The organism is Amycolatopsis orientalis DSM 43388, assembly GCF_000411975.1.
In the GTDB taxonomy this organism is placed as follows: Bacteria; Actinomycetota; Actinomycetes; order Mycobacteriales; family Pseudonocardiaceae; genus Amycolatopsis; species Amycolatopsis orientalis_D.
Genome location: NZ_ASXG01000076.1, coordinates 1 through 19,666, shown reverse-complemented (window position 1 = coordinate 19,666; position 19,666 = coordinate 1). Strand labels below are relative to the sequence as shown.

Genomic DNA, 19,666 nt, shown 5'->3' with positions numbered 1-19,666 from the left:
GCGCTCAGCCGACCGCCCGGAATCCGCGCAGGCGGAGGCTGTTGCTCACCACGAACACCGAGCTGAACGCCATCGCCGCGCCCGCGATCATCGGGTTCAGCAGTCCCGCCGCGGCCAGCGGCAGCGCCGCCACGTTGTAGGCGAAGGCCCAGAACAGGTTGCCCTTGATCGTCTGCAACGTGCGCCGCGACAACCGGATCGCGTCGACCGCAGCCCGCAGGTCGCCGCGGACCAGCGTGAGGTCGGCCGCCTCGATCGCGGCGTCGGTGCCGGTGCCCATGGCCAGGCCCAGGTCGGCCTGAGCCAGTGCCGCGGCGTCGTTCACGCCGTCTCCGACCATCGCCACGACCTTGCCCTCGCCCTGCAGCCGCCGGACGACGTCGACCTTGTCCTTCGGCAGAACCTCGGCGATGACCTCCTCGATGTCGACCTCCGCGGCCACCGAGCGGGCGACCGCCTCGTTGTCGCCGGTGAGCAGCACCGGGGTCAGGCCGAGCTCCCGCAAGCGGGCGATCGCCTCGGCCGAGGTGGGCTTGACCGTGTCCGCGACGACCAGCACCGCCCTGGCCTTCCCGTCCCATCCGACCGCGACCGCGGTCCGGCCGTGCCGCTCGGCCTCGGCCTTGGCCGAAACCAGGTCGGCGGGCAGGTGCTGGCTCCACTCCGCCAGCAGCGCCGTGCGGCCGACGAGCACCGCCGCCCCGGCCACGACGCCTTGCACGCCAAGGCCTTCCACGTTGGCGAAGTCCTCGACCGCGGGCAGCTCGCCGACCTTCTCCCGGGCGCCCCGGGCGATCGCCTTCGCGATCGGATGCTCGGAAGCGTCCTCCAGGGCGCCGGCCAGCCGCAGCACGTCGTCAGGTTCGACGCCGTCCGCGGTGTGCACCTCGACCAGCGCCATCTGCCCGCTGGTGACCGTGCCGGTCTTGTCCAGCACCACGGTGTCCACCCGCCGCGTCGACTCCAGCACCTCCGGGCCCTTGATCAGGATCCCGAGCTGCGCGCCGCGGCCGGTGCCGACCAGCAGCGCGGTCGGCGTCGCCAGGCCCAGCGCGCACGGGCAGGCGATGATCAGCACCGCCACCGCCGCGGTGAACGCCGCCGAAGCGGTGTCCCCGGCGCCGAGCCAGAAGGCCAAGGTCCCGGCGGCGAGCGCGATCACGATCGGCACGAACACCGCCGAGACCCGGTCCGCCAGCCGCTGCACCTGCGCCTTGCCGGTTTGCGCGTCCTCGACCAGCTTCGCCATCTGGGCGAGCTGGGTGTCCGAGCCGATCCGGGTGGCCCGCACGACCAGCCGTCCCCCGGCGTTCACCGTGGCCCCGACCACCGGGTCGCCAGGACCCACCTCGACCGGGACGCTCTCGCCGGTCAGCATGCTCGCGTCGACCGCCGAGCTGCCGTCCTCGATCACGCCGTCGGTGGCGACCTTCTCCCCCGGCCGCACGACGAACAAGTCGCCGACTCGCAGCTGCTCGACCGGGATCCGCTGCTCCCGGCCGTCCCTCAGCACCGCGACGTCCTTCGCGCCGAGTTCCAGCAGCGCCCGCAGCGCGGCACCGGCGCGCCGCTTCGACTTCGCCTCGAAATAGCGGCCGGCGAGAATGAACGTCGTCACCCCGGCCGCGACCTCGAGGTAGATGTTGCCGTCGCCGGACATCCGCTGGACCGTCAGCTCGAACGCGTGCGTCATGCCCGGCACCCCGGCGGTGCCGAACAACAGCGCGTAGAGCGACCACAGGAACGCCGCGATGGTCCCCATCGAGATCAGCGTGTCCATGGTGGCCGCGCCGTGGCGCAGATTCGCCCACGCGGCACGGTGGAACGGCAACGCGCCCCACACGATCACCGGCGCGGCCAGCACCAGCGAGATCCACTGCCAATAGGTGAACTGCAACGCCGGCACCATCGCGAGCAGGATCACCGGCACCGACAGCACCGTCGAAACGATCAGCCGCTGCCGCAACGGGCGGGTGGCGTCCTCTTCCTCGGCGCCTTCTTCGCTCGCAGCCTTCTCCGCATTGGGCACGGTCGCGCCGTAACCGGCCGCCTCGACCTGCTCGACCAGCCGCTCCGGCGCCACGTCGCCGGAGTAGACGACCTTCGCCTTCTCCGTCGCGTAATTGACGGTCGCGGTGACCCCGTCGAGTTTGTTCAGTTTCCGCTCGATCCGCATCGCGCACGACGCGCACGTCATCCCGGTGATGGCCAGCTCGACCTCGCCGGTCGCGGGCTGGTTCTCCACTTCGGCGGTCATGACCCGTTCCCTCCCTGTGCCGTGGTGCTGACGGTGAACTCCGCGGTGTGCACGGCGCCGCCGTGCCGGAAGTCCAGGAACAACCGGTAGCCGCCTGCCGACGGGACTTCGGCGAAGAAGGTCACCGCCGGCCCGGCCGCGGTCTTCCCGTCGCCGGGGGCGCCGTCCGGGTGGACGTGCAGATACGCGAGATCGCCCTGCCGCAACGCCACCAGATGGCCGTACGCGCCCAGATAGGGCTGCAGGTCGACGACCTCCGCGCCGTTGCGCGTGACCGTCGCGGTCACCTTCGACGCGCGGCCGGGAACCAGGTCTCCGGTCAGCCGGACCTGGTAGCCGTCCACAGTGGCCAGTCTCGATTCGGGATGCGCCACCGGCCGGAAGTCGCCGGGAGCGACCAGATCCACGCCGAGCGTCGTCCCGGTCCCGCCGGCCGGGGTGAAGTCGGCGAATGCCCGATAGCTGCCCGCCTCCTTGACCGACAGCGGCACCGTCCAGGCGCCGTCCGCGCCGAGCTGCGGGTGGAGGTGCTGGTATCCGGTGGTATCGCGGCGCACCACGATGAAGTGCATGCGTTTTTCGTGCTCGACGTCGAACGCGGTCACCGCCGCGCCGCCGGGCCCGGTGATCCGGAACGCGAAGGGGCTGGTCGTGCCGGGGGTGAGCGTCGTGCTGGTGGGCGTGAGGGTGTAACCGCCCCTGGACGACGCCAGCCCGCCGGGCTGGTCGGTGTTCGCGGCCTCCGCGACGGTGCCGCTGTGAGCGTCCCCGTGCCCGGCGTCCTCGCCGCCGTGCACCCCGGCCGCGCCGGAGAAGGGACCGACAGCGGTGCCGATGCCCCAGCCGCCGCCGGCGACCAGAGCAAGCGCCACACCGTAGGCGGAGAGCTTCGCTGCTGTGTTCATGTCCTCAGTCCTCACCGCGGGCTTGGCCCGCAGTCGCGAGAGCCGCCGCTCAGGCGGTCAGCTGGTAACCGGCTTCTTCGACCGCGCCGCGGACGTCCGCGACGTCGATGTCCTTGACTGCGCGCACAGTCACCTTGCCGGTCGGCAGGTCGACAGCGACATCGGTGACGCCCTCGATCTCGCTGACCTCCTCGGTGACCGAACGCACGCAGTGCTCGCAGGTCATGCCGGTCACGGTGTAGGTCTGCTCGCTCACGGTATTCTCCTTCTGGGACAACGGTTTTCAGGAACGGACGAGACGGGCGATGGCGTCGCTCGCCTCGCGGATCTTGTCATCGGCAGCCGCGCCGCCCTCGGCGATCGCCTCGGCGACACAGTGGTGCAGATGCTCGTCCATCAGCCCGAGCGACACCGCCTGCAACGCCTTCGTGGCCGCCGACACCTGAGTCAGGATGTCGATGCAGTACTTGTCGTCCTCGACCATCCGCTGCAGCCCCCGGATCTGGCCCTCGATCCGGCGCAGCCGCTTGAGATAGTCCTCTTTGTCTTCGCTGTAGCCGTGGGGCCCGGCGGCCGCGGGTGACTCGCTCATGGCACATTTATACCCTAGGGGGGTACCGTAGTCAACGCACCCGACGACAGGAGCCCGCATGACCCGCCTCACGCCGCCCGACAGGTCCGCCGCACCGGAGAAATCCCGGCAACTGCTCGACGAGATCACCGCGCGCACCGGCGAGCCCGGGGCGATGGTCGCGACGATGGCGCACTCGCCCGCGCTGCTGCAGGGTTACCTCGAACTCTCCCGGGCGATCAAACGGGTCAAACTCCCCCGGGCGCTCAGCGAAAAGATCTCCCTCGCCGTCCAGGAATGGCTCGGCTGCGCACTGTGCCTCGCCGCGCACACCGAGGCGGCGCGCGCCGCCGGAGTGTCCGAAGCGGACATCGCCCTCGCCCGGCAAGCCACCTCGCCCGACGCCCGCGAGGCGGCGCTGCTCACCTACGCGGTGCGCGTGCTCGCCGAACCAGCCTCGATCTCGGACGAGGACGTCGCCGATCTGCGCGCGCACGGCTGGACCGACCGCACGCTCGCCGACGTGGTCGGACTGGTGTCGCTCAACCACCTCACGGGCGCCTTCAACCTCGTCGCCGGACTCGAACCGGCTGCGGCCGAAGAGCCGCAGGAGCACATCTACTACCCACAGTAAGACTAAACCGCATCGGTGCCGAAGACGAGCAGGCCCGGCCACAGACCGCGGGGAGGCGCGGAAAAGAGAGCCTGGACCGCTCCCGTCGCGGCCGGATTCGCGGACGGGCCCGGTGCGCGATGCGGACGTCCGTGAAGGACTCCTTGAGGGAATCTGGTTCCCTCAAGGAGTCCTTCACGGACTTCTCCCGTCTTTTGACTCGGGCGGGCGCGTGACCAATGCTGGGGACTTAAGGCGGCGCTGCGGGTGCGGTTTGCCCAGGTCGGAGGATCTGGGCGGGGCCAGGCGTCCGTGAGGGCCACCCTGAGGGAATCTGATTCCCTCAGGGTTCCCCTCACGGACCTCAAGACCCGGCCACATGGTCATAGATCAGGCATCCGACAGCACTGACGTCCTTTGTGGACGGTCGGCGGGCATGGGCTGCGCGGCCTGAGTCCCTGGCATTGGGGCGCGTGACGGCAGGGGCGCCGCCGGCCGCACGGCGGCGGCCGTTGACCGCGGAACCGGCCAGCTATACTAGTGTTGGTAGTAGTGAGTGGCGAGCTGCCCGTGGAGGTCCGGTGCGCGGTCTCGGTGAGCTGGAGCGGGCGGTGATGGACGTCCTGTGGGACGCCGACGGCCCGGTGAAGGTGCGCGACGTGCTCGACCGGCTCGACACCGGCAAGGATCTCGCCTACACCACGGTGATGACCGTGCTGGACAACCTGCACCGCAAGGAGTGGGCGGTCCGCGAACGCGTCGGCAAAGCGTATCTCTACCGGCCGTCGGTCAGCCGCGCGGACGCCGCCGCGCGGTCCCTGCGCGAGGTCCTCGACGAGTCCGGCGACCCGGCGGCGGTGCTGCTGCACTTCGCCCGCTCCGCGTCGGCCGAGGAGTCCCAGGCGCTCCGGCAGGGTCTGCGACCGCCCCGATGACGGCCGCCTTCGCGTTGCTGCTGGGCGCGTTCCTCGCGGGCCGCACCATTCCCGGGCTGCTCGGCCGCGCTGATCTGACCCGCACCGATCCGTCCGCCCTGCTCACCGCGTGGCTCCTGGCCACTGCGGGCGTGCTGGCGGCTGCGGTGTCCGGCATCGCGCTGCTGCTGTTTCCCGGCCACGGCACCGGGACGAGCGTGGTGGCCGCCGTCCACGGCTGTCTGGCGGCGATCTCGCACGGCACGTCTCCGCGGGCCGAGGAACTCGTGGGGCTGGCCGGTGCCCTGCTGCTGGTTGCTCTCGCTGTCCGGTTCGCAGTGATCGGACTCCGCATGGCCCGCCGGAGGGCCCGGACGCGGCGCGAGCACCTGGGGCTGCTGCGGATCGCGGCACGCCGCGAAGGCGGTGCACCGGCGACCTGGTGGCTGGAGCACGACCGGCCGCTGGCGTTCAGCGTGGCCCACGGCCGCGGCGTCATCGTCGCCACCGAAGGACTGCGTCGGCAGCTGCCTGCCCGCGAAGTGGCCGCCGTGTTGACCCACGAGAAAGCGCATCTCCGCGGCCGGCACCATCTCCTGATCGGCTGGGTCGAGGCGATGGGCCAGGGACTGCCGTTCGTTCCCTTGTTCCGCCGCGCTCCGTGCGCCGTCCGCGAACTGGTCGAGCTGACCGCAGACGCGGCCGCCGTCCGCAGCCACGGCGCCGAAGCGGTGCGCGCGGCATTGCTCGCCGTCGCCGGGCACGGTGCGCCGGACGGGTCTCTGGCGATGGCACGCGACGGCGTGGCCGTCCGGCTCGCGCGGCTGGACGCGGGCATCGCACCGCCCGGCCGGCTGCGCCAGGCGTTTTCCTGCGGTTTCGCCGCGACGGCGGCGACCTCGCTACCCGTGTTGATGGGTGCGACGCTGCTGTTCGGCGTCGCGGTCGCGGCGTGCCCGCTGTCGGGGGTATAGGGCCCGCAGACGCGCGTGGCCGTTGCGGAGCCGGTGCCGGGACAGCACCGCCACCACGACGATCTTCAGGACGACCAGGCCCAGCACGACGTCGGCGAGCACACTCGTCCATGCCCAGGACGCCAGCGCGAGCCCGCCGACCACCAGGTGCGCGGCCACCGCCAGCACGACTGCGACAGCGAGAGCCACGGCGGTCCGCCGTTTCCGCGGGCGTCCGGGGTTCGCGGACACGGGACCGACGGTGCCGACGCGGTCCCAGCCGACGTGCAGGCCGTCCCGCCGTCCGAACCGTTCGAGGGTGGCGGCAAGGACTTTTTCGGCCGCGCGCAGCCGGTCTTCGTCGTCGATGTCGAGCCGGACGATCAACGTGTCGTCGGTCGCGCGCAGAGTGCACCGCCCCCAGCTGAACTCGATCTTCCCGGACGTGTCGGTCCATTCGACGGCACCGACCTCGGGCCGCACCCCGCGGCCGTGCAGTGCACGCGCCTTCCCGCCCATCGCTTCGGCGTGCCGGCAGAGCTGGACGAGGTACCGGCTCGCACGCGAGGTCCGGATGCGGGCTTCGGACACCGGCATCGGTCAGCTCCTCGTCAGCGCGGACAGCCAGGCATGAATGCCGTCCGGATCGGGAATGATCTCGATGACGGCCGGTTCGATCGCGTCGATCCGCCAGCCGTCGGCGAAGGCGGCGACGATCTCGTCGCGGCGCACCCGATGCACGTGCGACCAGTCGCCCCGGGTTTCCCGGTCGCTGAAGCACAGCATGAAGTACCGCCCGCCCGGTTCCACCGCGGCGCGAAGACTCTCGGCGAAGACGGCGCGGTCGTCGGCACCGAAGATGTGGAACAGCCCGCAATCGCGCACCGTGTCGAACGTTCGGCCGAGGTCGCCGAGACGGCGTGCGTCGTGGAGGCGGAACTCGGCCGTCAGGCTACGGGCGCGGGCCTTCTCCTTGGCCGCGCGGAGCGCCGTCTCAGCCAGGTCGACCCCCGTGGCGTCCAGGCCGAGCGAAGCAGCCATCAGCACGTGCTCACCGGTCCCGCAACCGACATCGAGGACCCGGCCCCGGATGTCCCCGGCGTCGGCGAGCTGGCGAAACGCCGGCTGCGGCCGGCCGATGTCCCAGGGCGGCCTGCACGCGTAGAGCTGGTCCGGGCTGCTCGGCGAGTGCGACTGCGGATGAATCGAACCGGTCATCGACGTGCCCTTCTCGAGGAGACCGCCAGTTTTATCGATACACAGTGTCTCTGTCAATGCACTCTGCCTCGTCCTTGGCATTGTGTATTCTCGCGGGGTGCCCAAGCTGTGGAACGACACGATCGAGGCGCACCGGCAGGCGGTCCGGGACGCGGCGCTGAACACCGCGGCCGCGCTGGTCGCCGCGCACGGTGCCGCGTCGGTGACGATGTCGCAGATCGCCGAGAAGGCGGGCATCGGCCGGGCGACCCTGTACAAGTACTTCCCCCACGTCGGAGCCATCCTGTCCGCCTGGCACGAGCGGCAGATCGACGCGCACTTCGCGCGCCTGGTCGCGATCCGGGACGAACCGGCGGAGCCGGAGGTCCGCCTGGAGCGAGTGCTGCTCGCGTACGCCCTCATCCACCAGGAGCGGGTGCAGCACCACCACGACGAGCCCTACGGCGCCGAGCTCGCGGCGCTGCTGCACCCCGACGAGCACGTCGCCCGCGCCCAGCAGCATCTGCACGAGCTGTTCCGGGAGCTGCTCGCCGACGCGGCGGCAGCGGGCGACGTCCGCGGCGATGTCGACCCCGCGGAGCTGGCGACGTACTGCCTCCACGCGCTCACCGCCGCCGGCGGCCTGCCGTCGAAGGCCGCGGCGGAGCGGCTGGTCGCCGTCACCCTCGCCGGGCTGCGTCAGCCGGGATAGACGAACCGCCGGTGGATCAGATGGGTGTCGTCGGACAGCGTTTCCTCGCTGATCCGGCCCTGCCCGTCGAGAGCGAGGACCACGTCGGTGGAGGCCGCCGGATAGCCGAGCGCCAGCCGCACCGGGCGGCCGTCCGGGGAGATCCGGGCGGCGAGCGGCGCGACCCCGGAGGCGTAGGGCTCCTGCGCGGCGAAGAACGACCCGGTCAGGTCCAGCCGCTGCGGCGGCGGGGCGGCCGCGGACGTGTCGCTCGTGACGGATTCGTAGACCGTCAGTTTCTCCGCCGACCGCAGCTTCTCGACCGCGCGGGAAAGGTCGCCGTTCCCGGGACGGGCGGGCCAGGGCACGATCAGGCTGACCACGCCGCCGTGCCATCCGGCCGCGCCGGCATTCAGCGTCAGGACGTTGTCCTCGGCTCTCCAGTCCACAGTGGACACGAAGCAGCCTTCCCCGCAGCCGCGGAAGGACAGATCGGAGTCGCCGGCGCTGAGCCGGCCGGAGAGCGAGAAGTCCTGCGCCGCTTGAGGACTGTAGTAGTCGCCGCGTCGCGGCGTGCTCAGGCGCACGACGAGCTGGCCGTCGCTGGCCGCGGCGCTCACCCCGATCTGCCCGGCCAGGGCACCGAGCGGCACGACCAGGCCGCTCGCCGGCGGAGGGCCGGACTGCTGGGACCCGGCGGGCGGAGTGGAGACCAGGACCGCGCTCGCCGCGAGCACGCCGATCAGCACGACAGCCTCGACCCGGGCCACCGCGCGTACGCCGCCGAGCCGGTTCCCGCGCGCCGCGGACCGGCCGGCCAGCGCGGCTCCGGCGGCGACCGCGACGAGACCGAGCTTGACCAGCAGGACCCGGCCGTAGGCAGTGTCGAAGAGGTCCGACAGCGGAATCAGGACCACGGCGCTCAGCGCGCCCGTCGCGACCACCGCGGCGAACACCCATCCCGCGAGCCGCAAGTATCCGGCCAGCACCCATCGGACCGCAGGCCGCCGCGTACGCCACGCGAACGCCGTCCGCACCACGTACACCAACGTGCCGGCCCAGACCGCGACCGCGGCCAAGTGCACGGCGGTCAGCGCCGCACCCCAGCCGGGGATCGCCTGGTTCGCGTGCGACCGGAGGCCGTCGGCGACCACCACGGCCAGCAGCGGCAGCGCGCTCGCCCGGCGGAACCGTCCACTCGCGACAGTTCCGAGCACGAGCGCGAGGACCAGCCCGGCCGATTCCACGAGCAGCAACAGCCCGATCCGGCTGCGCCACGCCTCCGCCCCGGCTCCGGCGAGCAATACCGCCACAAGTCCGGCAGCCCCGGCGAGCGCGACGAGCGTCCCGGGCGCCAGCTGAGACCTCGGCGCGCGCAACGCCGGATTCTCCGCGCGCGCCGATGCGGCGAATCGTTCGCCGACGAGTCCGCCGAGCGCGACGGCCACTCCGGCGAACAGCAACCAGCGAAGCGCGGCTTCGAGCCAGGAGATCGAGCTGCCGCCGCTCGTCCCCGACCCGGTGACCGCGGTGCCGATCGCGAATCGGAATTCCTCCTCGACCTGGTCGCCGTCGGAGCCGGTGACCCGCCAGCGCACGCTGTAAGCACCGGGCGCGAGGGGCCCGGCCGGGCGCGCGCTGACGTTCTGCCCGCCGCGCGCGAGCGTCGGCGCACCGAGCGGGACCTCCCGGCCTGCGCCGTCGAGGAGGGTGACGGCCCGCTGGCCGACGGTCACGGGTTCGTTGAACGCCAAGGTGAGCAGAGTCGGCGCCGTGGGCACGGCGGTGTCCGGGGCCGGATCGGTGAACAGCAGTGTCGGATGCGCGCTGGCCGGGGTCACGGCAGCGAGCAACGTGCCGAACGAGAGCACCAGCAGCACCGCTGCCCGCGCGGCCGCGCGCCGTGCGGAGCGAGCGGCGGTCATGCGTCCATCCGGCGCTTTTCCAGCGCACGCCGCAGTTTCCGCTCCGACAGCCGACCGTAGGAGAAAGCTTCCCCGTCGATCAAGACTCCCGGCGCGAACAGGACGCCCGCCGTTGTGGCAAGTGCGCGGCCTTCGTCGGTCGCGAGAGGGATCTCTTTGACCTGCAACGGGAATTCCCGGCCGACCCGGTCGAGCACCTCTCGGGCAACGGTGCAGAAGGCGCAGTCGTCCTGGGTCAGCAGGGTGATGTCGAACCGGTCGGTCACGAGGCGCGCTCCGCCTTCAGGTCGGTGAGCATTTTCCCGGTCGGCAGGAACATCGTGTAGTCCGGCGCGCCGCCGTAGTCCGCGCGCCAGCGGATCGTGCCGTCCGGGCCGACCAGCACGAAGCTGTGGCCGTCGCGCATTTCGCCCATCATGCCGTACTTGTTGGCGTTGTACGCCCGCGACACCCGCAGGTCCGGATCGGACAGCACCGGAGTGGCCAGCTTCTCGTCGGAGGCCTTCCGCCCGATGAGTTCCGCCGGGTCGGTGGTGATGGAAACGACGCTGTCGACGCCCGCCGCCTTGAGCGCGGCCTGGTTCTGTTCGAGGTCTTTGATCTGGTCCCAGCACGGCTGGCAGGACAGCCCTTCCTGGAAGTACAGCAGCACGGTTTTGCCGCGGAAGTCCGCCAGGCTGATCCGGGCGCCGCGGTCGGACGCGAGGGTGAACGCGGGTGCCGCCGTCCCGGCTCCGGGCGCACCTGAAACGTGCTGGTACCCGGAGCCGCCGATGGCGTCGGAACTGCTGCTCTGCGAGTTCTGGTAGACGACGAACAACACGACGACTGCGACCACCGCGGCCGCCGCCACGCTGATGATCGTCGCCCGCCGGGTCTTAACGCTGCTGCTCACGGGAATTCTCCTCGGAAGGTCGAGTACGGTCGGCGGATCTCGTTCGCAGGACCCGGCGGACGAGCAGCGCGAAGCCGAGTGCGAGCAGCGCCGCGAGGCCCCATCCGGGAAGCCAGGACAGCCGGCCGGCCGCGACGCTGCTCAGGTGCTGCAGCCAGGCGGACAGTTCGACCTGCCACCCGCCGCTCATGCCCGGCCCGGTGAACGCGAGGACCGCCGCGAGGACGCCCATGAGCATCATCAACGCCCCGCTGACCAGCGTGCCGAGCGCGATCTCTCGACGCCGCAGGCGCACCTTGCGGTCGGTGAGCAGCCGCGTCGCGTGTTCCCGGCGCTTGTCCCACAGCAACGCCACGACCGCCAGCGGCACCACCATGCCCGCGACGTAGGACGCGCCGATCGCCAGCGCCGCCGGGAACGACGCGGCCGCGCCGGACAGCACCGCCACCCCGGCCAGCACCGGCGCGCAGCAGGCGCTGGCCGCACCGGAGAAGGCACCGAGCACGTACGCCGAGCCGAAGCTGCCTTCGCGCACCGCGCGGCCGCCAGGCATCGGCAGCCGCGGCTTCCAGCCCGCCAGCGTCGCGAGCCCGCCGGCGATCATCAGCGCGCCGCCGATCGAGAAGATCCAGACGTGCCGGGTGAGCAACAGGCTGCTCAGGAACGTCGCGCCCAGCCCGATCGGCAGGATGACCGTCGCGACGCCCGCGCCGAACACCAGGGTCGCGGGGACCACTCCGCCCCGGTGCCGGAACCCGGTCGCCAGGTAGGCGGGCAGCATGACCGACACGCAGCAGGGCGCGAGCAGCGCTACTACGCCGCCGAGGAACGACGCGAGCAGCGTCGAGCCGAACAGCACCTCGCCCACGGCCGCCTCCCGGTCTCCTACGATCTACGTACGGAGATAGTACGTAGCTGGCGTGAGGTCCGCGCAGCGGCCCCCGCTACCCTGGAGAGACCAATGCCAGGAACTTCAAGCGCGCTGCGGGTGCAGCCGCCCAGGTCATGTGCCTGGGCGGGACCAGACCTCGCAGCCTGAGTACCTGGCATTGCCGGAGACGAAGGCGGAGGAGGCCGGGTGCGCGGATTCGGGGATCTGGAAGCGGTGATCATGGACCGCGTCTGGCGCCGCGGCGGAACGATGACGGTCCGCGCCGTCTTCGAGGATCTGCTGCACGAGCGGGAAATCGCCTACACCACCGTTATGTCCACAATGGACAATCTGCACGGCAAAGGCTGGCTGTCCCGCGAACGGCGGGGAAAGGCGTTCGTCTACTGGGCCACCTTGAGCCGGGACGAGTACAGCGCCCGGTTGATGCGGGACGCACTCGACGCGGGAGGCGACCCCGGTGCCGTGCTCACACACCTGGTCGAACAGCTCACCGACCAGGAGTCGACCGAACTGGGCCAGGTGCTGCGGCGGCTGAAGCGGACGCGAGGCACCCGATGAGCGTCGCCGCCTGCCTCCTGCTCTACAGCTTCACCGTCGCGGTGCTCGTGCCCCGCCCCCTGCGCAGGCTGACCCGCCGCGGAACCGCTCCCCGGGTCAGCGTGCTGGCATGGCTGGTGGTCATGGTCAGCGTGGTGGGCTCGTGGGCGGCCGCCGCCGCGTCGCTCGCCGTCGAGGCCGTCGGCGACTGGGGACGCCCCGCCCAGCTGGCCAGCACGTGTTTCGCCGCCGTACAGGCAGTGGCCACCGGCCGCTACGGCATATTCCTGCAGGCCGGGCTCATCGCACTGGCCACGGCGGCCGCGGCCGCTCTCGTCGCGCTGGCCTGCCGTCTCGGACGCGCCCTGCACACGGCGCGCGCCCGCACGCACGAGCACGCCTCCGCCGCTCGCATCGTCGGCCACCGGGTCGAGGGCGTGGACGCGGTCGTCCTGGACGCCACCGAGCGGGCCGCCTACTGCGTCGCCGGCCGCCCGGGCACCATCGTCGTCACCAGCTCGGCGCTCGACGTCCTCGACCGGCAGAACCTCGCCGCCGTCCTGGCCCACGAGCACGCCCACCTGGACGGACGGCACCACCAGATCCTCGCGTTCACCCGCGGCCTGGCGGCGATCCTGCCGTGGGCCGCTCTGTTCACGATCGGCGCCGCCGAAGTCGCCCGGACGCTGGAGATGTGCGCCGACGACGCGGCCGTGCGCAGGCACGGGCCGGACGCGCTCCTGGACGGCCTGCTGGCCCTCACCGGCCAGCCTCCGCTCCCCACCGGAGTCTTGGGCGCCACCGGCGCGAACGTACTGGCCCGGGCCGAACGCCTCACCCTCCCCGCGGCACCGCGCGCGCAGTGGCAGTCCCGCCTCGTGCTCACGCTCGTCACGCTCGCCGCCGCCGCGGGTCCCGTCCTGACCGGACTGCTGGCGGCCAGCGGCCTCGGCGTGTGCGACTTGTCGTTCAGCTGACCCCTGCGCCCGCCCAAGCGCGCGTGAGCAAATCAGCCTCGGCCTGCTGGCGAATCCACAGAAGCGCGACCGCCACCGCGAGCGCGGCCAGCAGCGCTCGTCGCCAGCCGGCCGGCAGCCGGATCTCCAGCCACCGCCGGCAGGCGACCCCGATTCCCGCGCGAACCAGCAGACCGGCCGCGATCGCCGCGAGCGGGAACACAATCGGGTTGTACCGCGCGGCCCCGGCAGCATCGCCGGACAGCAGAAGAAACGCCGCCCGCGTCCCGCCGCACAACGGGTCCATGACGCCGAGGTAGTGCAACGGGCCGTGGACGTCGACTGGCGGAAGCCCCGCTACGCGCAAGCCGACCGCCGCGGCACTCGCCACGACAGCGCAGAGCGTCCATGGGCGATGCGAGTCGCGGACGCTCCACTCGACTCGGGTAGCCATCCGCCGACTATGGCACGACAGGCGTGAAACCGTTGTCATTCCACCGTAATCGACGGGTGTGCACCCGGCCGCACCATCGTCTACTATCGAAGTACGTAGATCCGAGCCCTGGAGGTTCTCATGCAGTCACTGTTCCTGGGCATCGCAGCACTGGCTTGCCCGGTCGGGATGGGCTTCATGATGTGGATGATGTCGCGCGGCCAGCACAAGGACCGCGACGACGGCACGCACCAGGTCGAGCAGCTGCGAGCGGAAATCGACCAGCTCAAAGCCGAACGCGCCCACACCGGCCGCTGATGCCGGTCTGGCTCGCAGCATTGTTTGCCGTGTGCTCCGTCACCGCGACCTACTTTTCCTGCATACGGCCGCATCTGCGCCGCAATCACCGGATAGGACGTGACAAATGGCGGACCCGAAAATCCGCGCGTCTGACGCAGACCGAGAGGAGACCGTGGAACGCCTGAGCCATCAGGTCGCCGCGGGCCGCCTCTCCATGGACGAGTTCTCCGAACGCGCCGCCCGCGCGCACGAGGCGAAGACAGCCGGCGAACTGGCCGCACTGACCAGCGACCTGCCCCGCCCGTCGCCGCCTCGTTCGACCGCGCGCAAGCCGAACACCGTCCTGATCGTCGCACTCGTCGCCATTGTCGTTCTCATCGCGTTAGGCGTGCTCGCAGTCGTCCTCATGGGGTCGATGATGGGCAACATGGGCCCGATGCATCCGTGACCCGCCTCACCTACTAACCTACGGAGTAGATACGTAGGAGGTGGGTCGATGCGCGCAACGCGCAGTCGCAAGCATGCGCTTGCCGTCGCCGGACTGGCGCTGCTCACCGCGTGCAGCGCCGGCAAGGACGCGGTGGCGCGGGGCAGCACGTTCGAGTTCGTCTCCCCCGGCGGCCGGACCTCGATCTTCTACGACCCGCCGCAGACCCGCGGCACCAGCCCGGAACTGGCCGGGGACGATCTGGCCGATCCGGGAAAACAGCTCCGCGTCTCCGGATATCCGGGCAACGTGGTCGTCCTGAACATCTGGGGCTCCTGGTGCGGGCCGTGCCGTGCGGAAATGCCGCACCTGCAACAGGTCTACAACGAGACCGAAGCATCCGGCGTCCAGTTCCTCGGCATCGACGTACGCGACGAGCCGCGCACCGCGCCACAGGACTTCGTCCGCGACCGGCACGTCGCCTACCCGTCGATCTACGACCCGCCGGGCCGGTCGCTGCTGGCGCTGAAGGGATACCCGCGCAACGTCGTGCCGTCCACCATCGTGCTCGATCGCCGCCACCGCGTCGCCGCGGTCTTCCTCACTTCTCTGCTGGACACCGATCTCCGGCCCGTCGTCCAGCGGCTGGCCGCCGAACCCGCGTCCGGAGGTCCGGGCGCGTGAACCTCACCGACCTGGCCGTCTCCGGCCCGCTGTTCCTGGCCTCGCTCCTCGCCCTGGCCGCCGGTGCGGTGTCCTTCGCGTCGCCGTGCTGCTTGCCGCTGGTGCCCGGGTATCTCGGCTATCTCGCCGGCCTCGTCGGCACCGAACCATCGCCGGCCGGGCCGGACGGGAACTTGCCGCCCGCCACCGGGCGGTGGCGGGTCGCCGGCGCGGCACTGCTGTTCGTCCTGGGGTTCACCGTCGTGTTCGCCGCGACCACCATGGCGGTGCTCGGAGTGTCGGATGCGTTGCTGGCCAACGAGGAGATGCTGCAACGGCTCGGCGGCGTCGTCACCATCGCCATGGGCCTGGTCTTCCTCGGGCTGTTCCCGCCGCTGCAGCGCGGGATGAAGCTCCGGCACAAGCCGCGCGACGGAATCTGGGGCGCCCCGCTGCTGGGCGCGGTGTACGGCCTGGGCTGGACGCCGTGCCTCGGCCCGACGCTGGCCGGCGTCATCGCGCTCGCCAGCGGAACCGAAGCCGGGCCGACCACCGGCCGCGGCCTGCTGCTGATCACCGCCTACTGCGTCGGGCTCGGCCTGCCGTTCGTCCTGCTCGCGCTCGGCGCCCGCTGGGCAGTCCACGCGACCGCGTGGGTGCGCCGCCACATCCGCCGCGTCCAGCAGGCCGGCGGCGCGCTTCTCCTCCTCGTCGGCATCGCACTGGTCACCGGCCTCTGGGGCGAGATCATCGCCTGGCTGCGCGGCCCGATCGCCGGATTCTCCGTTCCCCTCTGACCACAGGAGCACCCGTGACCGCCAAGAAGTCCGCCCGCAATTCCGTGACGCAAGCGCGAAAAGGCCAAGGGCGCAGCACACCCTTGTTGATCGGCGGCATCCTGCTCGTCGTCGCACTGCTGGTCGTCGTCATCGTCACGGTGACGAACACGGCCAAAACCGGCCAGGGCGACACGGCGGCTGCCAGCTTGAACCATCCGCCGGCCACCACCGCGGCGGGCCGCGCCACCTCGCCGCCGTGGCCGGCCCCCGCCGACGCGACCGCCGCGGCGCGCGCGGCGGGCCTGCCGATGCTCACCGAAGAAGGCGCCGTCGAGCACATCCACGCCCATCTCGACGTTCTCGTCGACGGCCGGCCGGCACAAGTGCCGGCGATGCTGGGCATCGACCAGAACCGGGCCAGCATCAGCCCGCTGCACACGCACGACCCCAGCGGCGTCGTGCACATCGAATCACCGGTCGCCCGCCGGTTCAGCCTCGGCGAACTGTTCAGCGAATGGGACCTCAGCCTGTCCGCGGACAACATCGGCGGCCTCCGCGCCGGCAACGGCAAAACGGTGCGCGTGTTCGTCAACGGCAAGCAGCAGAACGGAAACCCCGCCGCCGTCACCTTCACCGCCCACGACGAGGTCGCCGTGCTCTACGGCAGCCCGCGCCCCGGCGAAAACGTGCCGTCGCGCTACGACTTCCCGTCGGGCGAGTGAGCCGCGCGACCGCATCGCGCGGCCGAGCCCTCGACGTTGCTCCTGAGTGCGCGCACCGCACAGCCCAGCAGGCAGACCAGCACAGCGCGGACAGCGTCCGAGGCGAGCGCCTGCCGCATCCGGCTCGAACCTGACGCCGTCACGGGTCTCCCCTGCCGCACGCGCACCCGGCCGCCTGAACCTGTTGCCACGGCTCAGGCCACTTCGTATCCCGCCTCAGCCACCGCGGACCGCACCACGGCAGCGTCGACAGGCCCGTCGCTCACCACGGTCAGCTCTCCGCTGGAGACGTCGGTGGCGACCTCCGACACGCCCTCGACGCCCTGAACCGCAGACGTCACCTTTGCCGAGCAACCCGAGCACGTCATGCCCTTCACCGTGAAGACAGTGGTCGCCATCCTTGGATCCTTCCCTTTGGCCGATGCGGTGCGGCGGACCGTTCCGCCGCACCGCATTACATTACCCCCGTAGGGTACACACGTCAGGATCTCCGCGCGACAGCCAAAATCGAAACGCACGACACCGTCGACGATCGAGCCGACGCTGCCGCCCAGCCTCCGCTGACGCCCGGCCGCGACCGGCGGACACCAAGGAATATCCGCGCATTCCCGGCATTCAGCGATATCGCTGTAACGATCTACTATCCCAAATAGTCTTAACCGTCGTAGTGGCCACTCGCGACCAGACAACCGGACCACGGAGGCAAGGATGGCACTCGGCGGCACCAGCGGCCAGGCCAGGCAACCCAGGCACGACGCACGCGACGATCGCGTCGGGGCACACTATGCCGATACCGCCTTGGTGTCCGGATATGCCGCCTCGCACGATGGGTGGGGCCCGCCTGCCCGGTACTTCCGCTCGCGTCTCCATGTCGTCGACGAGGTGCTCGGACAATGCCGCGGCGGCGATCTCCTGGATGTCGGCTGCGGGCCGGGCATGCTGGTCCGTCACCTGCTCGACGCGCGGCCGGGCGACTTCCGGATCACCGCCTGCGACCGGTCCCCGGCCATGATCGATGCCGTCGGCCGGCAGACCGGGCAACGCCGCGATCTGCGCCTCTCGGTGGCACGCATCGAAGATCTGCCGTTCCCGGACGGGAGCTTCGACGTTGTCCTCGCGACCGGGGTCCTCGAGTACGTCGACGTGCGCCGCGCGCTGGACGAGATCGCCCGGGTGGCCCGGCCCGGCGGGCTGGTCGTGGTGACGATGCTCAACCCGCTGAGCCCTTATCGCGCCTTCGAATGGTTCCTCTACTGGCCGGCACTACGCCTGCTGGGCCGAGTCGAGCGACTGCTGGGCATCCGGCCCGAGCGGCGCCACGGCGTGCGCAGATCCGGAATCCGCGCCTTGACCTCCCGCCGGCTCAGCGTGGCCTTGCGCACCGCGCGACTGCGCCCCGAGGACGTCGTGTTCTACGACCTCACCGCCTTGGTGCCGCCGTTCGACAAGGTCGCCCGGCGATGGACCCGGCGGTGGCGCAGCCATCCGGAGACCACCGCGAGCCGGAGCCGCCGCGGCTGGCTCGGCACCGGCTATCTCGTCGCCGCACGGCGAGCGCCCGACCCGAACTGACAGCACACTTCCCGCGCAAACCCCGTGCCGCCGCGGTCCACCTGCTTCCCGGCACTCCTGACCGCGGTCCGCCGCACGAAAGTTCACGACACCGTTTTGCGGAGTACAGCGACGGCGCCCCGTCGCCGACCTTGTCGCGCCGTGCGAGACAACCTCCGAGTGCACCGATCGGCCGCGAATGTACTATCTGCGATAGTAGACAGTGCCGAGGTTCCTTGCGCGGCGCGGACAAGCCGAACGGAGTCGTCCATGGTCGTCACCCCCAGCCCGGCCGCGATCCGGCCGTCGCCGGCCTCCCCTCCGCCGGCCAGCGGGTCGCTCCTCCTGCGGTTGTTCCGGACGACGGATCACAAGCAGATCGGGGTGATGTACCTGGTCACCTCGTTCGGCTTCTTCATGATCGGCGGCGCGCTGGCGATGCTGATGCGCACGGAGCTGGCCCAGCCCGGGCAGCAGTTCCTGTCGCAGGAGCAGTACAACCAGATGTTCACCATGCACGGCACGATCATGCTGCTGCTGTACGCGACGCCCAGCGTGTTCGGGTTCGCGAACTTCATCCTGCCGCTGCAGATCGGTTCGCCGGACGTGGCGTTCCCGCGGCTCAACGCGCTGTCGTACTGGCTCTACCTGTTCGGCAGCCTGCTGGTCGTGTCGGGATTCGTCACCCCCGGAGGCGCGGCCGACTTCGGCTGGTTCGCCTACACCCCGCTGTCGGACGCCATCCACTCGCCGGGAGCCGGCGCCGACCTGTGGATCACCGGGCTCCTGATCTCCGGCCTTGGCACGATTCTCGGCGGCGTCAACATGGTCACCACGGTGGTCTGCCTGCGCGCGCCGGGCATGACGATGTACCGGATGCCGATCTTCACCTGGAACATCCTGATCACGAGCATCCTGATCCTGATCGCGTTCCCCATCCTCACCGCGGCCCTGTTCGGCCTGCTCGCCGATCGTCAGCTCGGCGCCCACGTGTTCGACGCGGCCAACGGCGGGGTGATCCTGTGGCAGCACCTGTTCTGGTTCTTCGGCCACCCGGAGGTCTATATCCTCGCGCTGCCGTTCTTCGGGATCGTCTCCGAGATCATTCCCGTGTTCAGCCGCAAGCCGGTCTTCGGCTACAAGGGGCTCGTCTTCGCGACGCTGTCCATCGCCGCCCTGTCGGTGGCGGTGTGGGCGCACCACATGTACGCCACCGGAGCCGTGCTCCTCCCCTTCTTTTCCTTCATGACGTTCCTCATCGCGGTCCCGACCGGCGTGAAGTTCTTCAACTGGATCGGCACGATGTGGAAAGGCCAGCTGACGTTCGAGACGCCGATGATCTTTTGCATGGGCTTCATGGTGACCTTCCTTTTCGGCGGCCTTTCGGGAGTTCTGCTGGCCGCCCCGGCACTGGATTTCCAGGTGTCGGACAGCTACTTCGTGGTGGCGCACTTCCACTACGTCCTCTACGGCACGATCGTGTTC

The 19,666-nt window shown here is 70.8% G+C and carries 25 protein-coding genes; 13 read left to right on the top strand and 12 right to left on the bottom strand.

Features of this window, described 5'->3' with window-relative positions; translation table 11 throughout:
* Positions 1-4: 4 nt before the first annotated feature.
* From L942_RS13450 to L942_RS13435, 4 genes are read right to left on the bottom strand one after another with little or no spacing between them, the layout of a single operon-like run.
* Entirely contained in the window at positions 5-2,257 is a 2,253-nt protein-coding gene (locus L942_RS13450) for a heavy metal translocating P-type ATPase (RefSeq protein WP_037359760.1), read from the bottom strand.
* The gene (locus L942_RS13445) at positions 2,254-3,162 is read right to left on the bottom strand and encodes a hypothetical protein (protein WP_037359758.1); all 909 of its coding nucleotides are present in this window, start codon (positions 3,160-3,162) and stop codon (positions 2,254-2,256) included. Before L942_RS13445 ends, L942_RS13450 begins: the two co-directional genes overlap by 4 nt.
* Positions 3,163-3,211: 49 nt before the next feature.
* Entirely contained in the window at positions 3,212-3,418 is a 207-nt protein-coding gene (locus tag L942_RS13440) for a heavy-metal-associated domain-containing protein (RefSeq protein WP_037359755.1), read from the bottom strand.
* 27 nt (positions 3,419-3,445) lie between these two features.
* Entirely contained in the window at positions 3,446-3,754 is a 309-nt protein-coding gene (locus tag L942_RS13435) for a metal-sensitive transcriptional regulator (RefSeq protein WP_037359752.1), read from the bottom strand.
* A gap of 58 nt (positions 3,755-3,812) precedes the next feature.
* Between L942_RS13435 and L942_RS13430 the strand changes: the two genes are divergently transcribed.
* The 3 genes from L942_RS13430 to L942_RS13420 all read left to right on the top strand — a co-directional run bounded on the left by L942_RS13430 (position 3,813) and on the right by L942_RS13420 (position 6,234).
* On the top strand, positions 3,813-4,367 hold the full coding sequence (locus L942_RS13430; RefSeq protein WP_037359749.1) for a carboxymuconolactone decarboxylase family protein: 555 nt from the start codon (positions 3,813-3,815) through the stop codon (positions 4,365-4,367).
* Positions 4,368-4,927: 560 nt separating this feature from the next.
* Complete coding sequence (locus L942_RS13425; protein ID WP_037359746.1) at positions 4,928-5,281, top strand: BlaI/MecI/CopY family transcriptional regulator; 354 nt, start codon at positions 4,928-4,930, stop codon at positions 5,279-5,281.
* Entirely contained in the window at positions 5,278-6,234 is a 957-nt protein-coding gene (locus L942_RS13420) for a M56 family metallopeptidase (protein WP_037359743.1), read from the top strand. Before L942_RS13425 ends, L942_RS13420 begins: the two co-directional genes overlap by 4 nt.
* Here the strand turns inward: L942_RS13420 and L942_RS41975 are convergent.
* The gene (locus L942_RS41975; protein ID WP_051165922.1) at positions 6,163-6,810 is read right to left on the bottom strand and encodes a DUF2218 domain-containing protein; all 648 of its coding nucleotides are present in this window, start codon (positions 6,808-6,810) and stop codon (positions 6,163-6,165) included. The two genes, L942_RS13420 and L942_RS41975, sit on opposite strands and share 72 nt — an antisense overlap.
* A 3-nt stretch (positions 6,811-6,813) precedes the next feature.
* Positions 6,814-7,431 (bottom strand): class I SAM-dependent methyltransferase, encoded by a 618-nt coding sequence (locus tag L942_RS13410; protein ID WP_037359740.1) that lies wholly within the window; start codon positions 7,429-7,431, stop codon positions 6,814-6,816.
* Positions 7,432-7,528: 97 nt separating this feature from the next.
* Here L942_RS13410 and L942_RS13405 point away from each other — a divergent pair, with 97 nt between their 5' ends.
* Positions 7,529-8,122, top strand: coding sequence for a TetR/AcrR family transcriptional regulator (locus tag L942_RS13405; RefSeq protein ID WP_037359738.1), 594 nt, complete (start codon positions 7,529-7,531; stop codon positions 8,120-8,122).
* Here L942_RS13405 and L942_RS13400 read toward each other — a convergent pair.
* Genes L942_RS13400 through L942_RS13385 form a run of 4 tightly spaced genes read right to left on the bottom strand, consistent with a single transcriptional unit; the run spans position 8,110 to position 11,789 of the window.
* Entirely contained in the window at positions 8,110-10,026 is a 1,917-nt protein-coding gene (locus L942_RS13400; protein ID WP_081655050.1) for a copper resistance CopC/CopD family protein, read from the bottom strand. The genes L942_RS13405 and L942_RS13400 overlap by 13 nt on opposite strands.
* Positions 10,023-10,292, bottom strand: coding sequence for a glutaredoxin family protein (locus L942_RS13395; protein ID WP_037359736.1), 270 nt, complete (start codon positions 10,290-10,292; stop codon positions 10,023-10,025). Before L942_RS13395 ends, L942_RS13400 begins: the two co-directional genes overlap by 4 nt.
* Positions 10,289-10,921: a peroxiredoxin family protein gene (locus L942_RS13390; protein ID WP_051165921.1), complete on the bottom strand. Its 633-nt coding sequence runs from the start codon at positions 10,919-10,921 to the stop codon at positions 10,289-10,291. The genes L942_RS13395 and L942_RS13390 overlap by 4 nt, the downstream gene beginning before the upstream one ends.
* On the bottom strand, positions 10,905-11,789 hold the full coding sequence (locus L942_RS13385; RefSeq protein ID WP_037359733.1) for a cytochrome c biogenesis CcdA family protein: 885 nt from the start codon (positions 11,787-11,789) through the stop codon (positions 10,905-10,907). Before L942_RS13385 ends, L942_RS13390 begins: the two co-directional genes overlap by 17 nt.
* Positions 11,790-11,999: 210 nt before the next feature.
* Between L942_RS13385 and L942_RS13380 the strand changes: the two genes are divergently transcribed.
* Both L942_RS13380 and L942_RS13375 read left to right on the top strand, forming a co-directional pair.
* Complete coding sequence (locus tag L942_RS13380; protein WP_081655048.1) at positions 12,000-12,371, top strand: BlaI/MecI/CopY family transcriptional regulator; 372 nt, start codon at positions 12,000-12,002, stop codon at positions 12,369-12,371.
* Positions 12,368-13,327 (top strand): M56 family metallopeptidase, encoded by a 960-nt coding sequence (locus tag L942_RS13375; RefSeq protein WP_037359724.1) that lies wholly within the window; start codon positions 12,368-12,370, stop codon positions 13,325-13,327. The genes L942_RS13380 and L942_RS13375 overlap by 4 nt, the downstream gene beginning before the upstream one ends.
* Here L942_RS13375 and L942_RS13370 read toward each other — a convergent pair.
* On the bottom strand, positions 13,320-13,760 hold the full coding sequence (locus L942_RS13370) for a DUF2752 domain-containing protein (protein WP_158242501.1): 441 nt from the start codon (positions 13,758-13,760) through the stop codon (positions 13,320-13,322). The two genes, L942_RS13375 and L942_RS13370, sit on opposite strands and share 8 nt — an antisense overlap.
* Before the next feature lie 120 nt (positions 13,761-13,880).
* Here L942_RS13370 and L942_RS44885 point away from each other — a divergent pair, with 120 nt between their 5' ends.
* The 5 genes from L942_RS44885 (at position 13,881) to L942_RS13350 (ending at position 16,630) form a co-directional block, all read left to right on the top strand.
* A complete protein-coding gene (locus L942_RS44885; protein WP_167442019.1) occupies positions 13,881-14,057 on the top strand; it encodes a hypothetical protein in 177 nt (58 codons plus the stop codon).
* Positions 14,058-14,163: 106 nt separating this feature from the next.
* The gene (locus L942_RS13365) at positions 14,164-14,487 is read left to right on the top strand and encodes a DUF1707 SHOCT-like domain-containing protein (protein WP_037359719.1); all 324 of its coding nucleotides are present in this window, start codon (positions 14,164-14,166) and stop codon (positions 14,485-14,487) included.
* Between the two features lie 48 nt (positions 14,488-14,535).
* A complete protein-coding gene (locus tag L942_RS13360) occupies positions 14,536-15,150 on the top strand; it encodes a TlpA disulfide reductase family protein (RefSeq protein WP_037359716.1) in 615 nt (204 codons plus the stop codon).
* The gene (locus L942_RS13355; protein ID WP_037359713.1) at positions 15,147-15,926 is read left to right on the top strand and encodes a cytochrome c biogenesis CcdA family protein; all 780 of its coding nucleotides are present in this window, start codon (positions 15,147-15,149) and stop codon (positions 15,924-15,926) included. The genes L942_RS13360 and L942_RS13355 overlap by 4 nt, the downstream gene beginning before the upstream one ends.
* Positions 15,927-15,940: 14 nt before the next feature.
* Positions 15,941-16,630 (top strand): hypothetical protein, encoded by a 690-nt coding sequence (locus L942_RS13350; RefSeq protein ID WP_101437986.1) that lies wholly within the window; start codon positions 15,941-15,943, stop codon positions 16,628-16,630.
* A 194-nt stretch (positions 16,631-16,824) separates the two neighbouring features.
* Here L942_RS13350 and L942_RS13345 read toward each other — a convergent pair whose 3' ends face one another.
* Positions 16,825-17,028, bottom strand: coding sequence for a heavy-metal-associated domain-containing protein (locus L942_RS13345; RefSeq protein WP_037359712.1), 204 nt, complete (start codon positions 17,026-17,028; stop codon positions 16,825-16,827).
* 310 nt (positions 17,029-17,338) lie between these two features.
* Here L942_RS13345 and L942_RS13340 point away from each other — a divergent pair, with 310 nt between their 5' ends.
* A complete protein-coding gene (locus L942_RS13340; RefSeq protein ID WP_037359710.1) occupies positions 17,339-18,202 on the top strand; it encodes a class I SAM-dependent methyltransferase in 864 nt (287 codons plus the stop codon).
* A gap of 249 nt (positions 18,203-18,451) precedes the next feature.
* The coding region (locus tag L942_RS13335) for a cbb3-type cytochrome c oxidase subunit I (protein WP_037359708.1) at positions 18,452-19,666 on the top strand (1,215 nt) is incomplete at its 3' end.

What these genes read in the sequence shown, in the direction of transcription:
- L942_RS13360 (WP_037359716.1), top strand. Translation starts at nt 14,536, where the DNA reads ATGCGCGCAACGCGCAGTCGCAAGCATGCGCTTGCCGTCGCCGGACTG.
- L942_RS44885 (WP_167442019.1), top strand. Translation starts at nt 13,881, where the DNA reads ATGCAGTCACTGTTCCTGGGCATCGCAGCACTGGCTTGCCCGGTCGGG.
- L942_RS13345 (WP_037359712.1), bottom strand. Translation starts at nt 17,028, where the DNA reads ATGGCGACCACTGTCTTCACGGTGAAGGGCATGACGTGCTCGGGTTGC.
- L942_RS13420 (WP_037359743.1), top strand. Translation starts at nt 5,278, where the DNA reads ATGACGGCCGCCTTCGCGTTGCTGCTGGGCGCGTTCCTCGCGGGCCGC.
- L942_RS13450 (WP_037359760.1), bottom strand. Translation starts at nt 2,257, where the DNA reads ATGACCGCCGAAGTGGAGAACCAGCCCGCGACCGGCGAGGTCGAGCTG.
- L942_RS13430 (WP_037359749.1), top strand. Translation starts at nt 3,813, where the DNA reads ATGACCCGCCTCACGCCGCCCGACAGGTCCGCCGCACCGGAGAAATCC.
- L942_RS13370 (WP_158242501.1), bottom strand. Translation starts at nt 13,760, where the DNA reads ATGGCTACCCGAGTCGAGTGGAGCGTCCGCGACTCGCATCGCCCATGG.
- L942_RS13400 (WP_081655050.1), bottom strand. Translation starts at nt 10,026, where the DNA reads ATGACCGCCGCTCGCTCCGCACGGCGCGCGGCCGCGCGGGCAGCGGTG.
- L942_RS13410 (WP_037359740.1), bottom strand. Translation starts at nt 7,431, where the DNA reads ATGACCGGTTCGATTCATCCGCAGTCGCACTCGCCGAGCAGCCCGGAC.
- L942_RS41975 (WP_051165922.1), bottom strand. Translation starts at nt 6,810, where the DNA reads ATGCCGGTGTCCGAAGCCCGCATCCGGACCTCGCGTGCGAGCCGGTAC.
- L942_RS13375 (WP_037359724.1), top strand. Translation starts at nt 12,368, where the DNA reads ATGAGCGTCGCCGCCTGCCTCCTGCTCTACAGCTTCACCGTCGCGGTG.
- L942_RS13435 (WP_037359752.1), bottom strand. Translation starts at nt 3,754, where the DNA reads ATGAGCGAGTCACCCGCGGCCGCCGGGCCCCACGGCTACAGCGAAGAC.
- L942_RS13445 (WP_037359758.1), bottom strand. Translation starts at nt 3,162, where the DNA reads ATGAACACAGCAGCGAAGCTCTCCGCCTACGGTGTGGCGCTTGCTCTG.
- L942_RS13365 (WP_037359719.1), top strand. Translation starts at nt 14,164, where the DNA reads ATGGCGGACCCGAAAATCCGCGCGTCTGACGCAGACCGAGAGGAGACC.
- L942_RS13340 (WP_037359710.1), top strand. Translation starts at nt 17,339, where the DNA reads ATGGCACTCGGCGGCACCAGCGGCCAGGCCAGGCAACCCAGGCACGAC.